Here is a 26,287-nt window from a genome sequence, read left to right on the forward strand (position 1 = left end):
AACTGATACCCGCAGGCTATGGGGTGCCGACAAGCTTTTTTATAACTTGGGCTTCTAATTCGTGAAGGGTTCTGGTAAAAAGTGCTGCGCAGACGCGGGTATAGTTTAGTGGCAAAACGAAAGCTTCCCAAGCTTTAGTTGAGGGTTCGATTCCCTCTACCCGCTCCACATCGCATTCCAGCATGACGTTCCAGCAACGTCATCGCAGTCAAAAGGAGCCTTGGCTCCTTTTTTCGTTTCTGCCCCCCACGTTGACCTGGCCCATGGCCATTTGCCTGCCGATCCGCTTCAATGCGCAGCGGGTGCATACGCCTGCAAGCGAAACGGCTTGTGGCGGATATGCTCACTGGATTCTTGAAACATTTCGAAAGGATGACGCATGTTTCTATCCCGCTGGCTACCAGGCCTTGCCAACCTCCTGCACTATCGGCGCGAGTGGCTGCATGCCGACCTGCAGGCCGGGCTCTCGGTCGCGGCGATCCAGATCCCCATCGCCATCGCCTACGCGCAAATCGTCGGCCTGCCACCACAATACGGCCTGTATGCCTGCGTCCTGCCGATGATGGTCTACGCCCTGATCGGCAGCTCGCGCCAACTGATGGTCGGCCCCGACGCTGCCACCTGCGCGATGATCGCCGGCGCCGTGGCACCGCTGGCCATGGGCGACCCGCAGCGCATTGTCGAACTGTCGGTGATCGTCACCGTGCTGGTTGGCGTGATGCTGATTGGCGCCGGCCTGGCCCGTGCCGGCTTCATCGCCAGCTTCTTTTCGCGGCCGATCCTGATCGGCTACCTTAACGGCATCGGCCTTAGCCTGATCGCCGGGCAGCTGTCCAAGGTGGTGGGCTTCAAGATCGAAGGCGACGGTTTCATCCTCAGCCTGATCAACTTCTTCCAGCGCCTGGGCGAAATTCACTGGGTCACGTTGCTCATCGGCCTGGCCGCCCTGGGCCTGCTGATCTGGCTGCCGCGGCGCTACCCGCGCCTGCCTGCAGCCCTCACGGTCGTGGCGCTGTTCATGCTGCTGGCCGGCCTGTTCGGCCTTGACCGCTTCGGCGTTGCCGTCCTCGGCCCGGTACCTGCCGGCATCCCGCAGCTGGCCTGGCCGCACAGCAACCTGGAGGAAATGAAAAGCCTGTTGCGCGACGCCCTGGGTATTGCCACCGTCAGCTTCTGCAGTGCCATGCTGACTGCGCGCAGCTTTGCCGCCCGGCATGGCTATGCGATCAACGCCAACCACGAGTTTGTCGCCCTGGGCGTCAGCAACCTGGCCGCCGGGGTTTCCCAGGGCTTTGCCATCAGTGGCGCCGACTCGCGTACGGCGGTCAATGACATGGTCGGTGGCAAAAGCCAGCTGGTGGGCATCATCGCGGCACTGGTCATCGCCCTGATCCTGCTGTTTTTCACCGCGCCCATGGCGTGGATCCCGCAGGCTTCACTGGGCGCCGTGCTGCTGATGGCCGGTTGGGGGCTGATCGACATCAAGTCGCTGGGTAGCATCCGGCGTCTCAGCCGCTTCGAGTTCTGGCTGTGCCTGCTGACCACGGCGGGCGTACTGGGCCTGGGTGTGCTGCCCGGTATCGTGTTTGCCGTGACCCTGGCGATCCTGCGCCTGCTGTACAGCATCTATCAGCCCACCGATGCGGTACTGGGCTGGCTGCCGGGCACCGAAGGCCAGGTCGACATCCGCAAATTCAAGGACGCGCGCACCGTGCCTGGGCTGGTGGTTTACCGCTTCGACGACGCGATCCTGTTCTTCAACGCCGACTACTTCAAGATGCGCCTGTTCGAGGCGGTACAGAGCCAGGACCAGCCCAAGGCCGTGCTGTTCGATGCCGAAGCTGTCACAAACATCGACGTCAGCGGCATCGCTGCCCTGCGTGAAGTACGCGACACCCTGGCAGCGCAGGGCATCTTCTTTGCCATCGCACGCGCCCGGGGTACGTTCTTGCGCATGCTGGTGCGCTCGGGGATGGCGCGGGAAATGGAAGAAAAGCTGCTGTTTGGTTCGGTGCGGGCCGGGATTCGGGCGTACCGGGTTTGGCGTAACCGGAGCCGCAGTGTGCCGGCTGCCGAGCAGGGCTAAAGAGGTGTTTTATTGCCACTGGCCCTTGGCGTGGACACCAACCCTCGCACACCGTGCATGACATGCTAAAGTCGCCCCCGTTCTCCGCTCCACCAACGGACCCCAGCATGCCCGCACTTGACGCCACCCTCACCCCCTGGCCAGAACTCGCTGCCCGCCACCCCTGCGACGCCCTGCTGCTGGGCAACGGTGCCAGCCGCGCAGTGTGGAAGCCGTTCGGCTACTTCTCGCTGTTCGAGGAAGCGCAACGCGCCGGCCGCAAGAAAGGCCTGGCGGTCAGCGACCAGGCGCTGTTCAAATCCTTGGGCACAGAGCTGTTCGAGCCCGTGCTCAGCGCCCTCAACACCACCGTGCGCGCCAACGCGGCGCTGGCCATCAACTCCACCGCGCCGCTGAACCGCTACTACTCGATCAAGGAAGGGTTGATCCACGCCGTGCGCACAGTGCACTTGCCGTGGTCACTGATGCCAGCCACCACGCTGGCAGCCTTCAATCAGGCCTTGCGCGGCTACCGCAGCGTCTACACCAGCAACTACGACCTGCTGCTGCCATGGGCTGTGCAACACGCCCCGCAGGGCTTCGCCAGTTTGTTCGACGAGCAAGGCTTCTTCGATGTGCGCCGCACCCGAAGCGAAGGCACCCGGGTGCTGCACCTGCATGGCGGCCTGCACCTGCTCAAGCTGCCCGACGGCACCACCCGCCAACGCAGCGCCGACCACGCAGAGCTGCTCGATGGCTTTGCGGTGAACATCCCGGGGGAGGTGCCGCTGTTCGTCAACGAAGACCGCAGCGACGAAAAACTGCGCGCCATCCGCAACTCGGACTACTTGGGCTGGTGCCTGGGGCAGCTGGCACAGGAGAGCCAGGGGCTATGCCTGTTCGGGCAGCATCTGGACAGCAGCGACCAGCACCTGCTCGAAGCTATCCGACAGGCGCGGCCAAAGCATCTGTCGATTGCCATAAGGCCGTTGAGCGAGGCTTCGGTGATCAACCAGAAGCAACACTACATTGATCGGTTCGGGGATCTGACGGGCACGCAGGTGCATTTCTTTGATGCCAGTACGCATCCGTTGGGGCTGGCAGATTTGGCGATCGAGCTACCAGCCGCTCGACGCTAGCACGCTCCCAGCAGGAGCGCGCGCGCAGGCTTGCTGGGGTTGCCGTCAGAGCAACCCATCCGCCCGCAGCAACGTCTCCAGGCAATGCTCCTGCACCCCATAAAACGCCTTGAGCTGGCCAATCTTCTCCAGCAACGCCCCGTTGTCCCCCGCCTTCTGCCGCTTCACCGCAAGAATCATCTTGTTCTTGTTGGTGTGCTCCAGCGAGATGAACTCGAATACCTTGGTTTCGTAACCGCACGCTTCAAGGTAAAGCGCCCGCAGGCTGTCGGTCAGCATTTCGGCCTGCTGGCCCAGGTGCAGGCCGTACTGCAGCATGGGTTGCAGCAACCCCGGGCTGTGCAGTTGCGGGCGGATCTGTTTGTGGCAGCACGGCGAGCACATGATGATCGCGGCGTTGCAGCGGATGCCGGTATGGATGGCGTAGTCGGTGGCGATGTCACAGGCATGCAGGGCGATCATCACCTCGATGGCCTCTGGCACCACGCTGCGCACGTCACCGCACTGAAACTCCAGGCCCGGGTGCTCCAGGCGAGCGGCAGCGGTGTTGCACAGGTCGACCATGTCCTGGCGCAGTTCCACACCTGTCACCTGTGCATCGCGGCCCAGGCTGTTGCTCAGGTAGTCGTGCATGGCGAAGGTAAGGTAGCCCTTGCCCGAGCCAAAGTCGGCCACCCGCAGTGCCTGCCCGGCCGGCACCGGGGCGCTGGACAGGGCGTGGTCGAAGACCTCGATGAACTTGTTGATCTGCTTCCACTTGCGCGACATCGACGGAATCAACGCGCCTTGTGCATCGGTTACGCCCAGGTCGCGCAAAAACGGGCGCGACAACTCCAGGTAACGCTTCTTCTCGCGGTCATGGCCGCTGCTGGCAGTGACCTCACGCGGTGCCTGTGCGCCGTGACGCTGCAGCATCGGCTTGCCCTTCTTGCTGAAGGTCAGTTGCACTTCGCCGTCAGCATCGAACAGGTGGGCGTTGCGGAAGCTGTCTGGCAGCAGCTCGGCGACCAGCGCCTGGGCCTGGTCCAGCGGCAGGTTGCGGGTGATGTCGCGGGTCTGGTGGCGGTAGACCAGCGAAAGGCACGGCTGGCCCTTGACCTGCAGCGGCTTGGCGATGATCCGTTGCAAGGTCTGGTCGGCACCGACATGGCGCGCCAGCACCAGTTTGACCAAGGTATCGCCGTGCAGGGCGGCGTTCAGCAGGTCGAGAAACTGAGCGCGCGCATCCGGCGCGGAGGGGGCGGAAGTACTGGCGGACATGGAGAAACGGTGCCTCGAATAGCGGGAAGCGCATTCTACACCCTGTGGGAACGGGTTTACCCGCGAATGCGTCGGTGGCCTCCAGGCAGCATTCGCGGGTGAACCTGCTCCCACCGGGAACGCGTCAAGCCAGGCGGATCCGAATCAGTCGAGAATCACCAAGCGGTTGGGCAACTCGTTGCGAGTATGGGTTGGCGGCACGTGCTGGCTAAGCAGCTCGCCACACGCCTCGATGCACTCGACAAAGCCCTGCAAGGTCCGGCCCTGGCGCACCTGTTCGGCAAAGCGGGCACCGATCGCTGCCCGGGCTTCGGCATCCAGGCAGTGCTCGATACCGCGGTCGACCAGGATCTCCACATGCCGCTCCGCCTCGCTGACAAAAATCAGCACACCCGTAGCGCCTGCGGTGCGGTGCAGGTTCTGCTCGCGAAACTGCTGGCGGGCCAGCCGTGAAGCACGCCAGCGACGCAGGGCACGGGGGATCAGCCAGCCGGCCAGGCGCGGGTTGCGCAGCAGCAGGCACAAGCCGACGAACAGCAACACGTTGGCCACCAGCAAGCCACGCACGCTGGGCCAACCCAGCAGCCAATGCAACAGGCCTGGCACCGCCAGCGCCAGCACGGCGGCCCACAACAGCGGCCAATAGGCGTAATCGTCGGCGCGGCGAGCCAGCACCGTCACCAGTTCGGCATCGGTGCGCCGTTCGGCACGCGCAATGGCTTCGGCAATCTGCCGTTGATGGTACTCGTCGAAGGGGGTCATGCCGTCGGTCTCTTGAGCGTTCTTATAGTTGTTGTCCCGGCACTCGGGGCTTCATCCGCAGACGACATATTCAGGCATAATCCGCTGCTGGAAAGTAAGCCTGCGAATCGTACAACAATAGCCGCCTGAAAACTTCGGCCGCGCGCGTATCACCCTGGATACGGCAGAGGCCCCACAACGGAATTGATGATGAAACTGTCTTTGCTGGGCCTGGCCATGGGCCTTGCCAGTCAGGCGGCCCTTGCCGCCCCCTATGCCCCGCCCCTGCAGGACAAGCAGGCGTTCATCGAGCACCTGATCAGCCAGATGACCGAAGCCGAGAAAATCGGCCAGCTGCGCCTGATCAGCATCGGCCCGGAAATGCCCCACGAAAAGATCCGCGAAGAAATTGCCGCCGGCCGCATCGGGGGTACCTTCAACTCGCGCACCGCACCCGAAAACCGCCCGATGCAGGACGCGGCCATGCGTAGCCGCCTGAAGATCCCGATGTTCTTCGCCTACGACACCATTCACGGCGAACGCACCATCTTCCCGATCGGCCTGGGCATGGCCGCCACCTGGGACATGGACGCCGTCGCCAAGGTGGGCCGCACGGCAGCCATCGAAGCCTCGGCCGACGCCCTGGACATGACCTTCGCACCCATGGTCGATATCGCCCGCGACCCGCGCTGGGGCCGTACCAGCGAAGGCTTCGGCGAGGACACCTACCTGACCTCGAAAATCGGCCAGGTGATGGTGCGGTCGTTCCAGGGCAGCAGCCCGGCCAACCCCGACAGCATCATGGCCATCGTCAAGCACTTCGCCCTATACGGCGCAGTGGAAGGCGGGCGCGACTACAACACGGTCGATATGAGCCTGCCGAAAATGTACAACGACTACCTGCCGCCCTACCGCGCCGCGCTCGACGCCGGTGCTGGCGGGGTAATGGTGGCGTTGAACTCGATCAACGGTGTGCCGGCCACCTCCAACACCTGGCTGATGAACGACCTGCTGCGCAAGGAGTGGGGCTTCAAAGGCGTGACCATCAGCGACCACGGCGCCATCCAGGAACTGATCCGCCACGGCGTCGCCCGCGACGGCCGTGAAGCCGCCAAGCTGGCGATCAAGGCCGGCATCGACATGAGCATGAACGACACCCTGTACGGCGAAGAGCTGCCAGGCCTGCTGAAGTCCGGCGAAGTGACCCAGCGCGAACTTGACCAGGCGGTACGCGAAGTGCTCGGCGCCAAGTACGACATGGGCCTTTTCAAGGACCCCTACGTGCGCATCGGCAAAGCCGAAACCGACCTGAAGGACTATTACGGCAACGACCGCCTGCACCGCGAAGCTGCGCGTGACGTGGCACGCCGCAGCCTGGTGCTGCTGGAAAACCGCAACCAGACCCTGCCGCTGAAAAAGGCCGGCACCATCGCCCTGGTCGGCCCGCTGGCCGATGCCCCCATCGACATGATGGGCAGCTGGGCCGCCGACGGTAAACCGGTGCACTCGGTAACCGTGCGCGAAGGCCTGCGCCGCGCCGTGGAAGGCAAGGCCAAGCTGGTCTACGCCAAAGGCTCCAACGTCACGGGCGACAAGGCGATCCTCGATTACCTGAACTTCCTCAACTTCGATGCCCCGGAAATCGTCGACGACCCGCGCCCGCCTGCGGTGCTGATCGATGAAGCGGTCAAAGCGGCCAGGCAAGCCGATGTGGTGGTGGCAGTGGTCGGCGAGTCCCGCGGCATGTCCCACGAGTCGTCGAGCCGTACCACCCTGGAGATCCCGGCCAGCCAGCGCGAGCTGATCAAGGCCCTGAAGGCCACTGGCAAACCGCTGGTGCTGGTGCTGATGAACGGCCGGCCGCTGTCGATCAGCTGGGAGCGCGAGCAGGCCGACGCCATCCTCGAAACCTGGTTCGCCGGCACCGAAGGTGGTAATGCCATCGCCGACGTGCTGTTTGGTGACTACAACCCGTCCGGCAAGCTGGCCATCACCTTCCCGCGCTCGGTCGGGCAGATCCCGATGTACTACAACCACACCCGCATCGGTCGCCCGTTCACCCCTGGCAAACCAGGCAACTACACCTCGCAGTACTTTGAAGAGCCCAACGGCCCGCTGTACCCGTTCGGCTATGGCCTGAGCTACAGCAGCTTCGAGCTGTCGGGCCTGAAGCTGTCGAACAAGGACCTCAAGCGCGGCGACACACTGGAGGCCAAGGTGACGGTGGCGAACACCGGCAAGGTAGCCGGCGAGACCGTGGTGCAGCTGTACCTGCAGGACGTGTCGGCGTCGATGAGCCGCCCGGTCAAGGAACTCAAGAACTTCCAGAAGCTGATGCTCAAGCCGGGCGAGTCACGCACCTTGACCTTCCGCATCAGCGAGGACGACCTGAAGTTCTACAATGGCCAGCTGCAGCGGGTTGCCGAGCCAGGGGAATTCAATGTCCAGGTCGGGCTGGATTCCCAGGCGGTGCAGCAGCAGAGCTTCGAACTGCTGTAACTGAAAGGTCGCCTGTACCGGCCTTTTCGCGGGCTTGCCCGCGAAGAGGCAGGCCCCGATATCACAATCATCCGGATCCGCCCCGATGCCCTTTTCCTTTCGCGCCCTGCGTCTGGGGCTGATCACTCTGCTGATCGTGCTGGGTACCGCCCTCAGTGCTGGTTGGGCCATGCACCAGGCCAAGCGCCAGGCCATGGAAGACGACGCCCAGCGTGCCAGCCAGCAGTTGGGCCTGTACGCCAATACCCTGCACACCCTGATCGACCGCTACCGCGCCCTGCCCGCCGTGCTGGCGCTGGACCCGGAGCTGATCGCCGCCCTGCGTGGCCCGGCCAGCGAAGAGGTGCAGGACGCCCTGAACCGCAAGCTTGAACGCATCAACGGCGCCGCAAACTCCTCCACCCTCGAACTGCTCGACCGCACCGGCCTGGCCATCGCCGCCAGCAACTGGCGGCTGCCCAGCAGCTATGTCGGCTCCAACTACGGCTTCAGGCCCTATTTCAAGCAAACCCGCAGCCAGGGCAGTGGCCGCTTCTACGCCGTGGGCGTGACCAGTGGCGTGCCGGGCTACTTCCTCGCCAGCGCGGTGAACGACGAGCATGGCCGCTTCCTCGGTGCCATGGTGGTGAAGCTGGAGTTCCCGGAACTTGAACGCGAGTGGCGCCAGGGCAGCGACATCCTGCTGGTGAGCGATGCCCGCGGCATCACCTTCATCGCCAACCAGGACGGCTGGCGCTACCGCGAGCTGCAGCCGCTCAGTGGTGCCGACCGTGCCGAGCTTGCCGAAACCCGCCAGTACGACAAACAACCGCTGGTGCCGTTGCAGCATCAGGTGCTGACGCGCTTTGCCGCCAACAGCACCCTGAGCCGCGTGCAAGGCCCTGAGGGCAGCGCCGAATACTTGTGGGAAAGCCTGCCACTGGAAGGCGAAAACTGGACTTTGCACCTGCTGCGCAAACCGCAGGTCACTGCCGACGGCCGCAATGCCGCCTTGGGCGCCGCCGCCGTTTGGCTGAGCCTGGTGTTCGCCGCCCTGTTCGTCAGCCAGCGCCTGCGCCTGGCCCGTCTGCGCCAGCGCAGCCGCGAAGAGCTCAAGCGCCAGGTCGAGGAACGCACTCGCGAACTGCGCACGGCTCAAGAAGGCCTGGTGCAATCAGCCAAGCTGGCGGCGCTCGGGCAGATGTCGGCAGCCATGGCTCACGAAATCAACCAGCCGCTGACCACCCAGCGCATGCAACTGGAAACCCTGCGCCTGCTGCTCGACCATGGCCGCCATGACGAGGCGCGCCAGGCCCTGGAGCCGCTGGAGCAGATGCTGACGCGCATGGCCGCGCTCACCAGCCACCTGAAAACCTTTGCCCGCAACAGCCCGGTCGGCCTGCGCGAGCGCCTCGACCTGGCCACCGTGGTCGACCAGGCCCTGCACCTGCTGGAAACCCGCATTCGCAGCGAAGAGGTAGAGGTGGCCCTGTACCTGGCGCGCCCGGCCTGGGTACGCGGCGATGCCATTCGCCTGGAACAGGTGCTGATCAACCTGTTGCGCAATGCTCTCGACGCCATGGCCGACAAGCGCTACAAACGCCTGGAGGTGCGCATCGAACCCGAGGGCGAGCGGTGGCGCCTGAGCGTGCTGGACTCGGGGGGCGGCATTGCCGAGGGCGACCTGGCCAGAGTCTTCGACCCGTTCTTCACCACCAAGCCGGTGGGCGAAGGCCTGGGCCTGGGGCTGGCCATTTCCTACGGTATCGTCCACGAGGCCGGTGGCCAGCTGCAGGTCGAAAACCTGCCCGGTGGTGCACGCCTGAGCCTTACCCTGCCCCGTGACCTGGAGCCTGTATGTTGAATTCAGTGATCGTCGTCGATGATGAACCCAGTATCCGCAGTGCGGTCGAGCAATGGCTGAGCCTGTCCGGCTTCAGCGTGCAACTGTTCGCGCGCGCCGAAGAGTGCCTGGCCCACCTGCCGCAGCACTTTCCCGGGGTCATCATCAGCGATGTGCGCATGCCGGGCATGGATGGCCTGCAATTGCTCGAACGCCTGCAGGCGGACGACCCCGACTTGCCCGTCATCTTGTTGACTGGCCACGGCGACGTGCCCATGGCAGTGGAAGCCATGCGCAGCGGTGCCTACGACCTTCTCGAAAAGCCCTTCACCCCGCAGCACTTGCTGGGCAGCCTGCGCCGGGCCCTGGAAAAGCGCCAGCTGGTGCTGGAAAACCGCCGGCTGCACGAACAGGCAGACCTCAAGTCACGCCTGGAAGGCACCCTGCTGGGCATGTCGCAGGGCCTGCAACAGCTGCGCCGACAAGTACTGGAGCTGGCCAGCCTGCCGGTCAATGTGCTGATCCGTGGCGAAACCGGCAGTGGCAAGGAGCGCGTGGCCCGCTGCCTGCACGATTTTGGCCCTCGCGCCGGTAAACCCTTCGTCGCACTCAACTGCGCGGCCATTCCCGAGTCGCTGTTCGAGGCCGAGCTGTTTGGCCACGAAAGCGGCGCCTTTACCGGCGCCCAGGGCAAGCGCATCGGCAAGCTGGAGTACGCCAACGGTGGTACGGTGTTTCTCGACGAAATCGAGAGCATGCCGCTGGCGCAGCAGGCCAAGCTGTTACGCGTGATCCAGGAGCAGAAGCTGGAGCGCCTGGGTGCCAACCAGAGCATCAGCGTCGACCTGCGTGTCATTGCCGCGACCAAGCCCGACCTGCTCGAAGAGGCCCGCGCCGGGCGCTTTCGCGAAGACCTTGCCTATCGCCTGAATGTGGCCGAGTTGCGCCTGGCGCCGCTGCGTGAGCGGCGTGAAGACATTCCTCTGCTGTTCGAGCACTTTGCCCGCGCTGCAGGCGAAAAGCTGGGCCGTGCCGCCCCGCTGCTGTCGGGTGGACAACTGGCTCAGCTGCTGTCCCATGACTGGCCGGGCAACGTACGTGAACTGGCCAATGCGGCGGAACGCCATGCGCTGGGGCTGAGTTCGCCGAACATCGAAGTGGCACCTGCCGGGCAGTCGCTGGGCGAACAGATGGAAGCGTTCGAGGCGCAATGCCTGCGCGCAGCCTTGCGCCAGCATGGGGGCGAGATCAAGTCGGTGATGGAGGCGTTGCAGTTGCCGCGGCGTACGCTTAACGAAAAGATGCAGCGGCATGGGCTGGTGCGCGAGGATTTTGTCGGGCGCGAATGAGCGGATTTCCGCTTACCTGCAATCGCTGATAGGCAAAAATCCGCTTATTTCAGAACGATCATGGGGCTGCTTCGCAGCCCATCGCGACGCAAGGCCGCGCCTACAGGTCAGTTACCACTGCGGTTTTGCCCTCAAATGAATCAGCCTGCACCCATTTGGCACACCTTCTGCAATTGCCTTGGCAAGCTGCGCCACGGCGCGCTCCACAAAAACAACGAGAAGGTATCCCTGATGGATAACGCCACCTCCCTGCCCGCTGGGGCGGCCACTGCGCCCGCCGCAGAAAAAACCACCGCCAGCCGTTTGAAGTCGATCTTCAGCGGGTCCATCGGCAACATGGTCGAATGGTACGACTGGTACGTCTACGCCGCATTCTCGCTGTACTTCGCCAAGGCCTTTTTCCCGGCCGGTGACTCCACCGCACAATTGCTCAATACCGCCGCGATCTTCGCCGTGGGCTTCCTCATGCGCCCGATCGGTGGCTGGCTGATGGGCCTGTACGCCGACCGCAAAGGCCGCAAGGCCGCGCTGATGGCCTCGGTACTGCTGATGTGCGCCGGCTCGCTGGTCATCGCCCTGACCCCGGGCTACGAAACCATCGGCGTCGCCGCACCGGTCCTGCTGGTCGTCGCACGCCTGCTGCAAGGCTTGTCGGTGGGTGGCGAATACGGCACCTCGGCCACCTACCTCAGCGAAATGGCCAGCAAGGAACGCCGTGGCTTCTTCTCCAGCTTCCAGTACGTGACCCTGATCTCCGGCCAGCTCATCGCCCTGGCGGTACTGATTGTCCTGCAGCAGACCCTGACCACAGAGCAGCTGTATGCCTGGGGCTGGCGCGTGCCGTTCGTGATCGGTGCACTGTGCGCAGTGGTGGCCCTGTACCTGCGTCGCGGCATGGAAGAAACCGCCTCGTTCACCAAGAAGGAAAAGGCCAAGGAAAGCCTGATGCGCACCCTGCTGCGCCACCCCAAGGAACTGATGACCGTGGTCGGCCTGACCATGGGCGGCACCCTGGCCTTCTATACCTACACCACCTACATGCAGAAGTACCTGGTCAACACCGTGGGGATGAGCATCAGCGACTCGACCACCATCTCGGCCGCTACACTGTTCCTGTTCATGTGCCTGCAGCCGGTGATCGGTGGCCTGTCGGACAAGATCGGCCGACGTCCGATCCTGATCGCCTTCGGTGTGCTCGGCACTCTGTTCACCGTACCGATCCTCAGCACCCTGCACACCATCCAGACCTGGTGGGGCGCATTCTTCCTGATCATGGCGGCGCTGATCATCGTCAGCGGCTACACCTCGATCAATGCCGTGGTCAAGGCAGAGCTGTTCCCAACGGAAATTCGCGCCCTGGGCGTTGGCCTGCCGTACGCCCTGACCGTGTCGATCTTCGGCGGCACCGCCGAGTACGTGGCCTTGTGGTTCAAGAGCGCAGGCATGGAAAGCGGCTTCTACTGGTATGTCACCGCCTGTATCGCCTGCTCGCTGCTGGTTTACGCGACCATGAAGGACACCAAGCAACACTCGCGGATTACTACTGACTGACGCTGGTTGGCAACACTGAAAGGGGGCGCTCCATTACATGGGCGCCCCCTTTTTCATGACGCACGACAACCTGTGAGCCGATTAGCGGCATTATTCGGCTCACAGGTTGAGCCGAATAGCGCTATTATTCGGCTCACCCAATGAGCCGAATAGCTGGCTTATTCGGCTCACAGGACGGATCGGCACAATCATGAACAGCCCTTTGTGGATCTGGCAGCAACCAGCCTGGCCCCAATTTACCTGGCAAAACGAAGCCATTGCCCCGCTCCTGCGCAACTGCATCAGCATGCAAGGTCGTCTGCTGGGCAAGATCGGCAGCATCGATGGGCTCAGCGAGTGCCAGAACATGCTGGATACGCTGCTGCAGAACATCGTCACCTCCTCGGCAATCGAAGGTGAACAGCTGAATGTGGGCTCGGTGCGCTCTTCTCTTGCCCGTCGGCTGGGCATGGATGAACCGGGAGCTACCAGTGCCCGCAGTGAAGGGCTGGCGGAACTGATGCTGGATGCAACACAAGGGTATGACCGACCACTGACCCTGCAACGCCTGTTCACTTGGCACCAGTGGCTATTCCCGGAAGTACAAGGCGCCTTGAGCAAGGCGGTACTGGTCGGCCGGTTACGTGATGAAGTGCCCATGCAGGTGATCTCCGGCCGTCTCGACAAGCCCACCGTGCATTTCCAGGCACCACCGCGCGAGGGTCTTGAAACACAGCTCGCGGCGTTTCTCGACTGGTTTGCCAACAGCCTCGATATCGCTGGTCTGGATCCGCTGTTACGCGCCGGTATTGCGCACTTCTGGTTTGTCACGCTGCACCCGTTCGATGATGGCAATGGTCGGCTGACCCGGGCGATCACCGACCTGGCGCTGGCCCAAGCTGAGCGCCAGGCCATTCGCTTCTATGCCATGTCCGCCAGCATCCTCGAGGACAGGGCCGGCTATTACCAGGTCCTGGAGAGCAGCCAGAAAGGCGACCTGGATATCACCCGCTGGTTGTCCTGGTTCCTTGCCACATTGCTGCGCAGCCTCGAACAGGCACTGGCAAACATAGACCGGATACTGGCCAAGGCCAGGTTCTGGCAGGCGCATCGCGCAGATGGCTTGCTGCCTGAACAGGTCAAGGTGCTCAACAGGTTGCTTGATGGCGGCCCCCGCGGTTTCGAGAAGGGCATCAGCGCCACGCAGTACCAGGCAGTGGCGAAGGTTTCCAAGGCCACTGCGACCCGCCACCTTACCGACCTGCTCGACAAGGCTTGCCTGGTTCGCCTGCCAGGCGGGGGCCGCAGTACCCGCTATCGCATCAACACTCAGGACATCTCCAACGCCTGACGCGGCTCACGGCGCTGGTACCAGGTGGCCATCAGCACGAGCACCAGCAGCACCCCGCCCAGCACGGCCGACGAACCGATTGTGCCGAAGTCCAGGCCGCCCTTTTCATGTGGCTTGGTGAGGAAGTCGCCCAAGGTGGCGCCAAACGGGCGGGTGAGCACGAACGCCACCCAGAACAACACCACGCCGGGGATGCGCGTCCAGTAACGGGCCACGACCACCAATGCGATGGCGCTGCCGATCATGACCCAGAACGCCAAGGTGATTTACGGGAGTTTGTTCATTGTTTTGCCGCTCCAGTTTGAGGTGCGGCGATGGTGCTGAGCAGCGTCTGAAAAATCGGTTGGCGATGTATGAAAAAAGCGTGGAGCGGACTTTGAAACAAGATAATTCGCTGTTAACGCCCCATTAATTCCCGACCTTCAAGCTGCAATGGCTGACAAAACGACGACGCGAGGGCTTGCGGCTACTGACTGACACCGCTGCCTGACCCACGCGAAGCCTGCCCAAACACATCGATTTACTCGATTTTTAAACGCTATTTTTTGCGCTTTTTAATCAAATAAATCGGCGTAGGATTAAACCCATAGAAACAAACAACTTCTCGAACCCCGGAGCAACGACCATGAAAAACAAACTGATCCTCACCCTGGCCCTCTCGGTTTTCGCAGCTGGCGCCTTCGCCGAAGATGGCTTCGACCGTACCAGCGCTCACACCTTTGCTGCGGCTCAAACCCAGTCCGCCAGCTACGCTGAAGACGGCTTTGACCGCACCGGAGGCCAACGTTTCGCTGAAGACGGTTTCGACCGCACCAACGGCCAGCGCTTTGCTGAAGACGGCTTCGACCGCACCGGCGGCCAGCGCTTTGCTGAAGACGGCTTCGACCGCACCGGCGGCCAGCGCTTTGCTGAAGACGGCTTCGACCGCACCAACGCCCACCGCATCAGCTGATACCTGATGCGAGCACCCAGCCCGGCTTCGGCCGGGCTTGATCATTTGCAGGCGAGCACAGGCTTGGCACACTAGGCACCTTGTCCACCAGGAGGTAGGGCCAACAAGCCCAGCACAGATGTATTACTACGAACCTGCCAAAGGCCACGGCCTGCCCCACGACCCGTTCAACGCCATCGTCGGCCCCCGCCCTATCGGCTGGATTTCCTCGCATGACCGCGAAGGCCGCCTGAACCTGGCGCCCTACAGCTTCTTCAACGCCTTCAACTACATCCCGCCGATCATCGGTTTCTGCAGCGTCGGGCGCAAAGACAGCCTGAACAACATCGAGCAGACCGGCGAATTCGTCTGGAACCTGGCCACCCGCCCACTGGCCGAGCAGATGAACCAGAGCTGCGCGCCGGTTGCTGCCCAGGTGAGCGAGTTCGAGTTGAGCGGCCTTACCGCCACGCCGTCGAGCATCGTCAGCGTGCCCCGCGTAGGCGAAACCCCGGTGGCGTTCGAGTGCAAGGTCAGCCAGATCGTCCAGCTCAAGCGGGCCGACCAGGCACTGGTGCCCAGCTGGCTGATCCTCGGTGAGGTGGTTGCGGTGCACATTGCCGAGCACCTGCTGAAAAACGGCATCTATGATACCGCTGCCGCCGAACCGATCCTGCGTGGCGGTGGCCCGGCGGACTATTTCGAACTGGGCAACCTGTTCAAGATGGGCCGCCCGCCGGCCTGATCACCAGATCAGTTCACCCTCTTCGCTGACGCCTTGCAGGCGCTGCAGCTCGGCCGTGGCCGCTTCGTCGGCGGCCACGGCGCCCTTGAACACCTGCCCGTCCAGGACCTTGTGAAAGCGCGGCGCGCCGCCCATGGCCAAGGCCTTGACCGCAATGGCCGCGTTGTAGCCGCCACCTTCCACCGGCACCATCGCCGATACCGCTTCGAAATGAGTGAATTCCCTACGTGCCATGTTGCTATCCGCGTGGTTGAACAAGGGCGCTACTTTACCTCATCCACCCTCAATCGAAGGTGTGCAAGTCCAGGCTGCTGACCACCTGTGCCTGCACCAGCTCGCCAAACACATCCAGTGTCGGCGAAGCAAAGTAGCCACTCATCGCCTGCTGATCCTGCCAGCTGCCACTGAGCAACCACAGGTCGGCATCGGCCTGGGAGCGCTGTACCGTGAAGCTCAGGCAGCCCGGCGCACGCAGCGAGGGCTCGAGCAGGTCGCGCAGGCGCGCGCCCAGTTCTGCCGAGCGCCCGCTGCTGGCACGGATGAAAGCAAGATGGGTGACCGGTTGTTTTAGGGTCATTGCACAATCTCCTTGAAGCAGGCGGACGAAAAAGCCAGGCTGCCAAGGTTAGGGGCTCACCCGCGCGCCGCGTTAGGCCATTACTGCTCGCCGATTGCCTGATCCTGCTGCGCGGCAGGATCAGGCAAGCGACGTGCAGCTTTCGACTAGCGCCCCTCTTTGCCCAAACCTATGCTGCGTCGGTCAGCAGAGGAAAGCCATCATGACCACCGTCACGTCCATCGACCCGACCCTGGAACTGCAGCGCCTGGAACTGGCCGAGCTGATCCGCCGCCATGCCGGCGACCCCCATGGTCCCGCATCGGCCATCGATGACCTGTATCTGGTGCGCTACACCGAGAACGTGCGCTCGGTGCCGACCCTGGCGCAACCGGCGCTGTGCATCCTTGCCCAGGGCAGCAAAAGCCTGTTCCTTGGTGACGAGCAGTACGCCTACGACCCCCTGCACTACATGGTGGTGTCGGTGACCTTGCCGCTGAGCGGGGTGAGGCTCGACGCCAGCCCGGAAAACCCCAGCCTGGGCCTGCGCATGGACCTGGACCCGGCCGAGATCAGCCAGCTGATCGCCGAGAGCGGGCCGATGCTGGTACCCAACCGGCCTTCAGGCCGTGGTTTGTATGTGGAAAGGACCGATGCCGCATTGCTCGACGCCTTGCTGCGGCTGCTACGCCTGCTGGATACCCCGCGCGACATCGCCATGCTCGCGCCACTGTTCCGCCGCGAGATTCTCTATCGCCTGCTGCGTGGGCCGCAGGGTTGCCGGCTGTATGAAATTGCCTTGGCCAACAGCCAGACTCACCGGGTGTGCCAGGCCATTACCTGGCTCAACAACAACTACCAGTTGCCCCTGCGCATCGAGGACCTGGCCCGGGAGGTCAACCTCAGCACTTCGACCTTGCACCATCGCTTCAAGGCCGTGACGTCGATGAGCCCGTTGCAGTACCAGAAGCAGCTGCGCCTGCAGGAGGCGCGGCGGTTGATGCTCAACGACGGGCTAGAGGCGGCGGTGGCAGCCTACAGGGTGGGGTATGAAAGCCCGTCGCAGTTCAGCCGTGAATACAGCCGGCTGTATGGCGCACCACCGATTCGGGATGTGGCGCGGCTGCGGGCTACTGCTGGCTGAGTCCTGTTTTTCCTGTACCGGCCTCTTCGCGGGCTTGCCCGCGAAAGGGCCAGTACAGGCAATAGCTTGACTTCAACCCGCCACGGTTTCCTGCCACTGATTCTGGTCAACCTGGATCAAGGTCGGCCCCTTGCGCTCCACCGCCTGCCCCAGCGCCGCCTGCAGCTGCTTCACGTCGGTCACATGCTCCGCCGCAGCCCCCAGCGCCCGCGCCACGCCGATGAAGTCCGGGGTATGGATATCTACCCCGACCGGCTCGATCGCCCGGTTGACCATGTACTTCTTGATCTCCTCGTACCCCTGGTTATTCCACAGCAGCACGATCAGCGGCACCTGCGCCTCCACCGCACTGGCCAGCTCCGGCAGGGTGAACTGCAAGCCGCCGTCACCAATCAGGCACACCGCAGGCGCGCGCTGGCCGATTTGCTCCGCACTCCCCAACCACGCGCCCATGGCCGCAGGCAGCGCATAACCCAGGGTGCCGTAGCCGGTTGAGGCATTGAACCAGCGACGTGGCTGGTGCATGTCCAGGGTCAGGTTGCCGGTGTACACCGGCTGGGTCGAATCGCCCACCAGCACGGCATTGGGCAGTCGCTCCAGGATCGCGCTCAGCAGACGCGTCTGGCTCAGGGTTGGCTGGTCCCAACCTGCCGCCAGTGTCTGGCGCAGGTTGGACACGCGAGCCACACCCCAGGTGCTTTCGCGCACAGGTTGCGGCTGGGCCTGCAAGGCAGCGAGCAATGCCTCGGCGGCCAGCTCGGCATCGGCTACCAGCGCCAGCTCCGGCAGGTAGTTACGCACGGTCTGGTCCGGATCGATATCGATGCGCAGCAGGCTACCCGGGATCTCGAAGCCACCCTTGAAGGTCACGTCATAATCGGTTTCAGCCAGTTCGGTACCGATCGCCAGCACCACGTCCGCTTCAGCCACCAGCTCTCGAGTAGCCGGCAGTGACTGGGTCGAACCGATCTGCAGCGGGTGGCTGGCCGGCAGCAAACCCTTGGCATTGATGGTCAGCGCCACCGGGGCCTGAAGGTGTTCGGCCAGGCGCGCCAGCGCAGCACCCGCGGCCAACGCGCCACCGCCCGCCAGGATCAACGGCCGCTTGGCACCTGCCAGGCGCTCGGCCATCTGTGCCACGGCCTGCGGCGCTGCCCCTGCCCGGCTACCACGCACCGGGCGGCCCGGCAGCAGGAAGTCGGCCGGTTCGACCAGCACGTCCAGCGGGATTTCGATATGCACCGGGCGTGGCCGGGCGCTCTCGAACACGGCAAATGCCCGCGCCAGCACCTGCGGCAGGTCTGCAGCACTCATCAAGGTGTGAGAAAACGCGGCCACTCCCGACACCAGCGCCGACTGGTTGGGCAGTTCGTGCAGCTTGCCGCGGCCACCGCCCAGCTGATCACGGGACTGCACACTGGAAATCACCAGCATCGGGATCGAGTCGGCATACGCCTGGCCCATGGCAGTGGTGATATTGGTCATGCCAGGGCCGGTAATGATGAAGCAAACCCCAGGTTTGCCACGGGTGCGCGCATAGCCGTCAGCCATGAACCCTGCACCCTGCTCATGGCGCGGGGTGATGTGGCGAATGGACGAGCCCGCCAGGCCACGGTAGAGCTCAACGGTATGTACACCGGGAATGCCGAAGACATGGTCGACGCCATAGCCTTCAAGGAGATTGACCAGTACTTCGCCGCAGGTTGCCATCGGGTTTCACCATGAATCTTGTTGGAGTATGCCCTTATTGGACCCAAGCCACGGCTATCGCCACAATGCAAAAAAACACATACTAGCCATGTCCTGTCATCATGGCTTAGTGCGATGAAACGCCTCCCGCCCCTGCCCGCCCTGCACACCTTTCTGGTCACCGCCCAGCACTGCAACTTCACCCGTGCAGGGCAACAGCTGCACATCACCCAAGGCGCCGTCAGCCGCCAGATCGCCGCCCTCGAAGAGCACCTGGGTTATGCCCTGTTCCAGCGCCAGGCCCGCGGGCTTAGCCTGACCCGTGAAGGGCAGGACTGGCTGCCTCGGGTGCAGCAGGTGTTCGCGCTCATCGAGCAAGGCGTGCGTGAAGTGGGTGGGCGCAGCACGACCTTGCAGCTCAAGGCCCCGACGTGCGTGATGCGCTGGCTGCTACCGCGCCTGATGGAATGGCAGGCACTGCGCCCGGATGTACCGGTGGAATTGACCACCACGGTGCAGCATGGGGTGGATTTTCGTCGCGAGGGCTTCGATGCGGCGGTGGTCTACGGCGATGCGCCGAACCACGGGCTGCAGGTGCGCAAGCTGTTCGATGAACAACTTACGCCAGTGTGCGCCCCCTCGCTGCGTGAGGGGCCGATACCGTTGCGCCAGGTGGAAGACCTGGCGCGACACATGCTACTGCACCCCTCGCGGGATGAACATGACTGGCAATTGTGGCTACAGGCCGCTGGGGTGACGTTGGCCACTCATGGGCCGAAGCAGCATTTCGAGACACTGGACATGGCGATGGCCATGGCCTCGCAGGGGACAGGCGTGGCCATCGGCGACTGGTCGCTGATTGGCGATGACTTGCGCGGGGGGCGGCTGTGCATGCCGTTTGCGCTGAAGGTGGTGACCGGGAAAGGGTATTACCTGGTGAGCCAGGCCAGAAGCTTGCCGCCGGGGTTGGTGGAGTTACTGGACTGGCTGGAGAGCCAGGCTAGCCAATAAGGGTCTCTTCGCGGGCGCGCCCGCGAAGCAGGCGACTCAATACCCGACGGTAAACCGCTGCCGCGAATGCGCCGGCTTTTCCAGCTCGTCGAGCATGGCAATCGCATAGTCGGCAAAGGTGATCCAGCTTTTGCCATCCGCACCGATCAGCAGATGATCCTTGCCCACTTTGTAGCGCCCGCTGCGCTCACCTTCAACAAACTCCGCCGACGGCGAGAGGAAGGTCCAGTCCAGGTTCGGGTCGCGCTGCAACGCTTCCAGAAAACGTACCCCGGCCGTGGCCTCGGCCTTGTAGGCTTCCGGGAAGTCCGGGCTATCGATCACCCGATGCCCCGACGGCAGCAACAAGCTGCCGGCACCCCCCACCACCAGCAGGCGCTTTACCCCGGCCCGCTTGACCGGCTCGATGATGGCATGCGGCTCGATGGTCGAGAAATGCGCCGCGCTCACCACTACGTCCACACCCGTTACCGCCGCTTGCAGGGCGGCACTGTCCTTGGCATCCAGCGCCTTGACGGTCACCCCTTCACGCCCCTGCAGTGGCGAAGGGTCGCGGGCGATGGCCAGCACACTGTGGCCACGGCGCAGGGCTTCTTCCAGCAACTGGCTACCAGCGCGGCCAGTGGCACCGATGATTGCGATCTTGCTCATGGGAACACTCTCCATCAATTGAACGGAATTACCACTTCATCTCGCCCTTGGCGACCTTGGCCCCGAGCTCCAGCGAGCTTTCATCGGCCAGGCCCGGGTAACGCTGCTTCATGGCCTCGATCAGCGCGTTGGCGTCTTTCGCCTTGGCGGTTTCAGCATCGAACCCACGAATGTAGTCTGCAGTGAAGCGAACAGCTTTCAGTGAACGGCTGCTGTCTCCCAGGTAGTGCCCAGGGATGACCGTGCGTGGCCCCAGCGCTTCGATATGCGCCAATGTGCCAAGCCAGTCGGCGTGCGACTTGGCCGATTGAGTATCGGCCATCCACACATGAATGTTCTCGGCCACCACCACGCCACCCACCACCGCCTTGATTGACGGGATCCACACGAAGCTGCGGTCTGGCTGCGGGCCGTCCAGGCCAACCACGTCGAGGGCTTGCCCTTCCAGAGTCAGGCGCTGGCCTTCGAGCACATGCGGCACCACCAGTCGCGCCGGTTTGTCTGCCCCCATCTGCGGCCCCCAGTACGCCAGCTTGGCATCCATGGTCTGGCGAATATGCGCAACCGTGGCGGCAGAGGCCAGCACCTTGGCGTCGGGGAAGGCCTGGGTCAGGGTGTCCAGGCCAAAGTAATAGTCCGGGTCGCCGTGACTGATGTAGATGGTGGTCAGGTGTTTGCCGCCAGCCTGCAGGCGCTGCACCAGTTGCTGGGCTTGGGCCTTGCCGAACTGGGCATCGACCAGCACGGCATCGTGCTCGCCACTGACAATCACCGAGCTGACCGGGAAAATGGCCGCGTACCCGGGGTTGTAGACGTCCAGTTGCAACGGTTCGGCAGCCAGCGCCGGGCCGGCCAGAGTCACGCAGGCCAGTAGCAGGCCACGCAGGGGGGTGAACAGGGACATGGGCAAGGCCTTCAGTTGAACGATGCCCAACAGCTTAGTTGCCCGATCCGTCGCAAAAAATGCGATGCTCGAACATAGTTTGTTTCTAAAACCGGGCAAATCATGGACCGTCTCAACGCCATGCGCGTTTTCGTCACCGTCGTCGACCTGGGCAGCCAGTCAGCAGCGGCAGACCATCTGCAGCTGTCTCGCCCCGTGGTGTCGCGTTACCTGGCAGAGCTGGAGGACTGGGTTGGCGCGCGGCTCATGCAGCGCACCACTCGCAAACTCAGCCTCACCGCAGCCGGCCAGGAAACCCTGCCCCGCTGCCGGCAACTGCTGGAACTGGCCGGCGACCTGCAGGCCGCAGTGCAGCAGCCGGATGACGCGCCAAAAGGCGCGCTGCGCATCAGCGTCAGCACCTCGTTCGGCCAGGCACAGCTGGTGGACGCGGTGGCTGCCTATGTGCGGCGCTATCCTGGGGTGAAGGTGGAACTGCAAATGCTCGATCGCACCGTCAACCTGGTGGATGAGCGCATCGACTTGGCCATCCGCACCAGCAACGAGCTGGACCCCAACCTGATCGCCCGGCGCCTGAGCGTGTGCCGCTCGGTGGTGTGCGCGTCCCCGGCCTACCTGAGCGAGCACGGCGTGCCGCAACGGGTCGAGGACCTGAGCCGGCACAACTGCCTGACCCATGCCTATTTCGGCCATAGCCTTTGGCATTTCAAGGTAGCCGGCCAGCCGGTCGCCGTGCCGGTCGCGGGAAACATCAGCGCCAACGAAGCGATGACATTGCAGAAGGCGGCACTGGCCGGCGCTGGCATCGCCATGCTGCCGAGCTACCAGACCGCCGACGCCCTGCGCAGGGGCGAACTGGTGCGCCTGCTGCCCGAAGCGCAGCCGCGTACACTGAACCTGAATGCGGTTTATACGTCGCGCAAGCACATGCCGGCGACCTTGCGCAGCATGCTGGACTTTCTGGTGCAGCGGTTCAAGGACGAACCGGAGTGGGATCGGCATCTGTGACGCTTGAATTGGCCTAAGCTGGAAGGTATCACCTAGCGCTGTAACAGGAGGTGAGTACCATGGGCATCAAGTCCAGAAGAGTCGCCCTCGTCATGGCCCTGACGGCCGTCGCAGGGCTGTACGGTTCTGCCTGCTGGCGCGCCGAGCTGCTACGCAGCCAGCCCAGCGCCGCAGCCAGCTGCGAGCAGGCACATTGCGTGCCTCACACTGCAACCTTGAGCGCCGTCCGTTGAGTTGACGGCGCCCTGCCGGTCACTCTTCGACGCTCATGTATTCCTTGGCCCAGCGGATGTAATCCTCGGGCTGGGTGTAGGTGTGCGAGAGTTCGGTGGCGCTCAGGTTTTCCGACTTGTTCTGCTTGCCACGCTGCAAGCGCAGGCAATCGTAAGTGGCCTTGATCGCAGCGAAGTAGGCGCCATGGCCGTCGACTGCGATACGCACACCCAGGCGCGCCAGGCGTTCATCGTCATGCAGGTTGGGGTTGCCATAGGTGACCAGCATCAGCGGCACCGTCAGGTGCTCGGCAATCTGCTCGAGCTGCTCGAAGTCCTTCACGCCCACCATGCAGATGCCATCGGCACCGGCCTTCTGGTAGCTCTGGGTGCGCACGATGATTTCTTCGGTGGTGAGCACGCCAGCGTTGGTGCGGGCGATGATCGACAACGACGAATCGACCCGTGCCTCCAGCGCCGCACGAATCTTGCCAACGCCTTCCTCGACCGGGATCAGGTCAGTGGACTTGCGCCCGAACTGGGCAGGCAGCAAGGTGTCCTCGATGGTCAGCCCGGCCACGCCGGCGCGCTCCAGTTCGATCACCGTGCGCATCACGTTCAGCGCGTTGCCGTAGCCGTGGTCGGCATCAGCCAGCACGGGCAATTGCGCTACCCGGCCAATACGGGTGGCCTGCTCGACGAACTCGCTGAGGGTAATCAGGGCGAAGTCCGGCGCGGCCAGTACCTGCAACGAAGCGACAGACCCCCCCAGGATGCCGACCTCGAAGCCCAGGTCTGCGGCAATGCGTGCCGACATCGGGTCGAACACCGATGCCGTGTGGTAACAGGAACCTGAAGCGAGCAGTTCGCGGAAGGCAAAACGCAGATCTTGATGGGAAGCCTTGGGCATGATCACTCCGCAAATAAGTTGAAATTTGAACGGTAACTACCGACCCCTGTAATCGGGTCTACCTGACCTGTTCCAACCGTCGCCATCTGGGCGGTCATGCTCGACATGCAGGCAGAGGAATAAAAGGTGTGGGAGACAGCGGGCTGAAAAACCTGCGGCATATTGTTGCACCAAGCTGGTGCAAGCCCCGGATTTCAGCCCCTGTGGCATACCAACGATATCACGCAGCCATGCTGCACTGGATGAATGCGCCAATGCCGATTCGGCATAGGGGATGCAGATAGTACATAGGAAGCTACCTAACTCAGGTTACAATCCGACTTGCCCGCGAAGAGGCCGCCACAGACAAACAAGGTATTCCCGTGACCGCCGCCCTGCCCCCCACCACACTGCGCAATGTGCTGACCGCCCTGATGCTGGCGATCTTCCTTGGCGCACTGGACCAGACCATCGTCGCCGTTTCGCTGCCCGCGATCTCGGCTCAGTTCAACGATGTCGGCCTGCTGGCGTGGGTCATCTCCGGCTACATGGTGGCCATGACCGTGGCCGTGCCGATTTACGGCAAGCTGGGTGACCTCTACGGGCGGCGGCGGATGATCCTGACCGGCATCAGCCTGTTCACCCTGGCCTCGATCGCCTGCGCCCTGGCCCAGGACATGCAGCAACTGGTGCTGGCCCGGGTACTGCAGGGCATTGGCGCGGGCGGCATGGTTTCGGTCAGCCAGGCAATCATCGGCGACTTCGTGCCCCCGCGTGAACGCGGCCGCTACCAGGGCTATTTCAGCAGCATGTATGCAGTGGCGAGTGTCGCCGGGCCGGTGCTGGGAGGATGGTTGACCGAGTACCTGTCATGGCGCTGGGTGTTCTGGATCAACCTGCCGCTGGGGCTGGTTGCCTTGTGGGCGATCCACCGGGCCCTGGGCGGCATGCCGGCGCAGCGCCGCGAGGCACAGGTGGACTACCTCGGCGCCGTGCTGCTGATCCTCGGCCTGGGCAGCCTGTTACTGGGCATCACCCTGGTCGGCCAGGGCCACGCCTGGGTTGACCCGGCCGTAGTGGCCCTGTTCGCCTGCGCCGTGCTTGGCCTGGCGCTGTTCATCGTTCATGAGCGCCGCTGCCCGGAGCCGCTGCTGCCCTTGGGCCTGTTCGGCAACCGGGTGGCGGTGCTGTGCTGGGGCGTGATCTTTTTCGCCAGCTTCCAGTCGATTTCGCTGACCATGCTCATGCCGTTGCGCTACCAGGGCATCACCGGCGCCGGTGCCGACAGCGCCGCCCTGCACCTGCTGCCACTGGCGATGGGGCTGCCCCTGGGCGCCTTCACCGGCGGGCGCATGACCAGCCGCACCGGGCGCTACAAGCCGCAGATTCTGGCGGGCGCACTGCTGATGCCAGTGGCCATTTTTGCCATGGCGCTGACCCCGCCGCAGTCTGGGTGGCTCAGTGCATTGTTCATGCTGCTGACCGGCATTGCCTGCGGGTTGCAGTTCCCGACATCGCTGGTGGGCACGCAAAGCGCGGTGGACAGCAAGGACATCGGGGTGGCCACCAGCACCACCAACCTGTTCCGTTCGCTGGGCGGGGCGATGGGCGTGGCCTGCATGTCCAGCCTGCTGCTGGCGCTGCTGCACCAAGGCGGGTTCGAAATGCTGGGGAATCCATTGCTGGGGAGCCTGAAGGCCGGGGAGGTGGACCTGGTGACGCAGGGCCGGTTGACGGAGACGTTCCGGCATTTGCTGATGGGGAGTGCACTGGTTGCGGTGCTGGGGGTGTTTGCGGCATTTGCGCTGCCCGACCGGCAATTACGCGGCCGCTGAAGGGTGCGCTGTTCCTGTGCTTCGTTCAGGGCACCCCGGAAGTATTAATCCTCTGTTAATACAGACGGGAAACACTCCCTCACAATCCTTAACAAAGTGTCATTTGCGCAGCGCCGGGCTCAAGCGCAGCATATCCAGCCCGGTGTCGACCCATTTTTCGACATCACCCAACAGATCGACACTGTCCGGCAGCAACAACCAGCGCCCGATCAGGCCATCGACATAGGCAAACATGGCCACCGCCGCGCGCTCCACGTCCAGCTCGCCAGGCAACTGGCCCCGGCGAACCGCATTGGCCAACGCCAGGGCAATGCCCTTGTGGCAATCCAGCACTGCGCCCTGGCGCTGCTGGCGAATTTCACACATGTCATCGGTGAACTCGCACTTGTGATGCAGGATTTCATTGATACGCCGGGTTCGGGCATCGAGCACCAGCTCGTTGAACACTTGCAACAGCAGCTTGCGCATGCAGCCAAGCGGGTCGACTTCGTCCTCGCTTTCACTCGCCCGCGCCAAGTGGTCATGGGTTTCGTGCAGGCTGTCGAGCAACGCCTGCACCAGCTCTGCCTTGTTGTTGAAATGCCAGTAGATCGCCCCGCGCGTCACACCCGCCAGCTCGGCGATGTCGGCCAGGGTGGTTCGCGCAACCCCGCGCTTGTAGAAGGCCTTTTCCGCCGCCTCGATGATCTGGGCGCGGGTTTCCTGGGCTTCTTCTTTGGTTCGACGGACCATGGCAGTACAACCTCATCTGGCCCGAACGCGCGGCGCGTGCGGGGGACGCTCCGGGGCTCCTCTGCAGGGAACCTCGCGGATGAGCTAATCAAGAGCTGTGGCAGTACCTGAGTACAACCCAGCGGTATTTACAAACAACCATGAATGTAAGTATATTCCTTAGCAAGCTATTTATCCACCGGATAGCAATTTTTCCAGATCAAGATCTCTTCCATTACTCTTGA

General features: G+C 63.4%; 22 protein-coding genes, 1 tRNA gene and 1 pseudogene. 14 read left to right on the forward strand and 10 right to left on the reverse strand.

All coding sequences use genetic code 11. From position 1 onward, the window contains the following. The first annotated feature begins 94 nt into the window (after window positions 1-94). From SB765_RS09150 to SB765_RS09160, 3 genes are all read left to right on the forward strand, one after another. A tRNA-Gly gene (locus SB765_RS09150) sits at window positions 95-168 on the forward strand. A gap of 211 nt (window positions 169-379) precedes the next feature. After that, complete coding sequence (locus SB765_RS09155; RefSeq protein ID WP_410931222.1) at window positions 380-2,086, forward strand: SulP family inorganic anion transporter; 1,707 nt, start codon at window positions 380-382, stop codon at window positions 2,084-2,086. A gap of 107 nt (window positions 2,087-2,193) precedes the next feature. Continuing rightward, window positions 2,194-3,204: a DUF4917 family protein gene (locus SB765_RS09160; protein ID WP_341796656.1), complete on the forward strand. Its 1,011-nt coding sequence runs from the start codon at window positions 2,194-2,196 to the stop codon at window positions 3,202-3,204. A gap of 45 nt (window positions 3,205-3,249) precedes the next feature. Here the strand turns inward: SB765_RS09160 and SB765_RS09165 are convergent, their stop codons facing one another. Further along, window positions 3,250-4,464 carry a class I SAM-dependent methyltransferase gene (locus tag SB765_RS09165; RefSeq protein WP_410910925.1) on the reverse strand — a complete coding sequence of 405 codons (1,215 nt, stop codon included), beginning with the start codon at window positions 4,462-4,464 and terminating at the stop codon, window positions 3,250-3,252. Between the two features lie 144 nt (window positions 4,465-4,608). Then, window positions 4,609-5,226 carry a TPM domain-containing protein gene (locus SB765_RS09170; protein WP_410931223.1) on the reverse strand — a complete coding sequence of 206 codons (618 nt, stop codon included), beginning with the start codon at window positions 5,224-5,226 and terminating at the stop codon, window positions 4,609-4,611. A gap of 186 nt (window positions 5,227-5,412) precedes the next feature. On the opposite strand from SB765_RS09170, the gene bglX reads away from it, so the two are divergent. The 5 genes from bglX (at window position 5,413) to SB765_RS09195 (ending at window position 13,756) form a co-directional block, all read left to right on the forward strand. Further along, a complete protein-coding gene (gene bglX / locus SB765_RS09175) occupies window positions 5,413-7,704 on the forward strand; it encodes a beta-glucosidase BglX (protein ID WP_341796659.1) in 2,292 nt (763 codons plus the stop codon). Window positions 7,705-7,789: 85 nt separating this feature from the next. Beyond that, window positions 7,790-9,547 carry an ATP-binding protein gene (locus tag SB765_RS09180; RefSeq protein ID WP_410931224.1) on the forward strand — a complete coding sequence of 586 codons (1,758 nt, stop codon included), beginning with the start codon at window positions 7,790-7,792 and terminating at the stop codon, window positions 9,545-9,547. After that, complete coding sequence (locus SB765_RS09185) at window positions 9,541-10,875, forward strand: sigma-54-dependent transcriptional regulator (RefSeq protein WP_410931225.1); 1,335 nt, start codon at window positions 9,541-9,543, stop codon at window positions 10,873-10,875. Before SB765_RS09180 ends, SB765_RS09185 begins: the two co-directional genes overlap by 7 nt. Before the next feature lie 231 nt (window positions 10,876-11,106). Beyond that, window positions 11,107-12,426 (forward strand): MFS transporter, encoded by a 1,320-nt coding sequence (locus tag SB765_RS09190; protein WP_016498146.1) that lies wholly within the window; start codon window positions 11,107-11,109, stop codon window positions 12,424-12,426. Window positions 12,427-12,616: 190 nt separating this feature from the next. Then, window positions 12,617-13,756 carry a Fic family protein gene (locus tag SB765_RS09195; RefSeq protein WP_410931226.1) on the forward strand — a complete coding sequence of 380 codons (1,140 nt, stop codon included), beginning with the start codon at window positions 12,617-12,619 and terminating at the stop codon, window positions 13,754-13,756. Here SB765_RS09195 and SB765_RS09200 read toward each other — a convergent pair. Then, window positions 13,735-14,004: pseudogene (locus SB765_RS09200) on the reverse strand (hypothetical protein); the annotation flags it as partial. The gene SB765_RS09195 and the pseudogene SB765_RS09200 sit on opposite strands and share 22 nt — an antisense overlap. A gap of 377 nt (window positions 14,005-14,381) precedes the next feature. Between SB765_RS09200 and SB765_RS09205 the strand changes: the two are divergent. Together SB765_RS09205 and SB765_RS09210 are read left to right on the forward strand one after the other, a co-directional pair. After that, a complete protein-coding gene (locus SB765_RS09205) occupies window positions 14,382-14,708 on the forward strand; it encodes a hypothetical protein (protein WP_410931227.1) in 327 nt (108 codons plus the stop codon). A gap of 118 nt (window positions 14,709-14,826) precedes the next feature. After that, window positions 14,827-15,432, forward strand: a complete 606-nt coding sequence (locus SB765_RS09210) for a flavin reductase family protein (RefSeq protein WP_341796664.1) — start codon at window positions 14,827-14,829, stop codon at window positions 15,430-15,432. Here SB765_RS09210 and SB765_RS09215 read toward each other — a convergent pair whose 3' ends face one another. Together SB765_RS09215 and SB765_RS09220 are read right to left on the reverse strand one after the other, a co-directional pair. Further along, a complete protein-coding gene (locus SB765_RS09215) occupies window positions 15,433-15,666 on the reverse strand; it encodes a hypothetical protein (RefSeq protein WP_041167964.1) in 234 nt (77 codons plus the stop codon). A 49-nt stretch (window positions 15,667-15,715) separates the two neighbouring features. Then, window positions 15,716-16,009, reverse strand: coding sequence for a putative quinol monooxygenase (locus tag SB765_RS09220; RefSeq protein WP_049278214.1), 294 nt, complete (start codon window positions 16,007-16,009; stop codon window positions 15,716-15,718). Between the two features lie 202 nt (window positions 16,010-16,211). Here SB765_RS09220 and SB765_RS09225 point away from each other — a divergent pair, with 202 nt between their 5' ends. Further along, window positions 16,212-17,132: an AraC family transcriptional regulator gene (locus SB765_RS09225; RefSeq protein WP_341796665.1), complete on the forward strand. Its 921-nt coding sequence runs from the start codon at window positions 16,212-16,214 to the stop codon at window positions 17,130-17,132. Window positions 17,133-17,204: 72 nt separating this feature from the next. On the opposite strand, the gene SB765_RS09230 is transcribed toward SB765_RS09225, so the two are convergent. Continuing rightward, complete coding sequence (locus tag SB765_RS09230) at window positions 17,205-18,842, reverse strand: 5-guanidino-2-oxopentanoate decarboxylase (protein WP_341796666.1); 1,638 nt, start codon at window positions 18,840-18,842, stop codon at window positions 17,205-17,207. Window positions 18,843-18,956: 114 nt separating this feature from the next. Here SB765_RS09230 and SB765_RS09235 point away from each other — a divergent pair, with 114 nt between their 5' ends. Further along, complete coding sequence (locus SB765_RS09235) at window positions 18,957-19,832, forward strand: LysR substrate-binding domain-containing protein (protein WP_341796667.1); 876 nt, start codon at window positions 18,957-18,959, stop codon at window positions 19,830-19,832. Window positions 19,833-19,868: 36 nt separating this feature from the next. On the opposite strand, the gene SB765_RS09240 is transcribed toward SB765_RS09235, so the two are convergent. Both SB765_RS09240 and SB765_RS09245 read right to left on the reverse strand, forming a co-directional pair. Then, window positions 19,869-20,483 carry an NAD(P)-dependent oxidoreductase gene (locus tag SB765_RS09240; protein WP_341796668.1) on the reverse strand — a complete coding sequence of 205 codons (615 nt, stop codon included), beginning with the start codon at window positions 20,481-20,483 and terminating at the stop codon, window positions 19,869-19,871. A 28-nt stretch (window positions 20,484-20,511) separates the two neighbouring features. Then, window positions 20,512-21,387, reverse strand: coding sequence for an MBL fold metallo-hydrolase (locus tag SB765_RS09245; RefSeq protein ID WP_410931229.1), 876 nt, complete (start codon window positions 21,385-21,387; stop codon window positions 20,512-20,514). Window positions 21,388-21,489: 102 nt separating this feature from the next. Here SB765_RS09245 and SB765_RS09250 point away from each other — a divergent pair, with 102 nt between their 5' ends. Beyond that, window positions 21,490-22,395 carry a LysR family transcriptional regulator gene (locus SB765_RS09250; protein WP_410931230.1) on the forward strand — a complete coding sequence of 302 codons (906 nt, stop codon included), beginning with the start codon at window positions 21,490-21,492 and terminating at the stop codon, window positions 22,393-22,395. Window positions 22,396-22,647: 252 nt separating this feature from the next. Here the strand turns inward: SB765_RS09250 and SB765_RS09255 are convergent, their stop codons facing one another. Next, a complete protein-coding gene (locus SB765_RS09255) occupies window positions 22,648-23,517 on the reverse strand; it encodes an oxaloacetate decarboxylase (RefSeq protein WP_016498133.1) in 870 nt (289 codons plus the stop codon). Window positions 23,518-23,879: 362 nt separating this feature from the next. Between SB765_RS09255 and SB765_RS09260 the strand changes: the two genes are divergently transcribed. Then, complete coding sequence (locus SB765_RS09260) at window positions 23,880-25,331, forward strand: MDR family MFS transporter (RefSeq protein ID WP_341796670.1); 1,452 nt, start codon at window positions 23,880-23,882, stop codon at window positions 25,329-25,331. 99 nt (window positions 25,332-25,430) lie between these two features. Here the strand turns inward: SB765_RS09260 and ttgR are convergent, their stop codons facing one another. Continuing rightward, the gene (gene ttgR / locus SB765_RS09265; RefSeq protein ID WP_016488872.1) at window positions 25,431-26,063 is read right to left on the reverse strand and encodes an efflux transport transcriptional regulator TtgR; all 633 of its coding nucleotides are present in this window, start codon (window positions 26,061-26,063) and stop codon (window positions 25,431-25,433) included. Between the last annotated feature and the right edge of the window lie 224 nt (window positions 26,064-26,287).

It is taken from the genome of Pseudomonas sp. SIMBA_067 (assembly GCF_046534675.1).
In the GTDB taxonomy this organism is placed as follows: Bacteria; Pseudomonadota; Gammaproteobacteria; order Pseudomonadales; family Pseudomonadaceae; genus Aquipseudomonas; species Aquipseudomonas putida.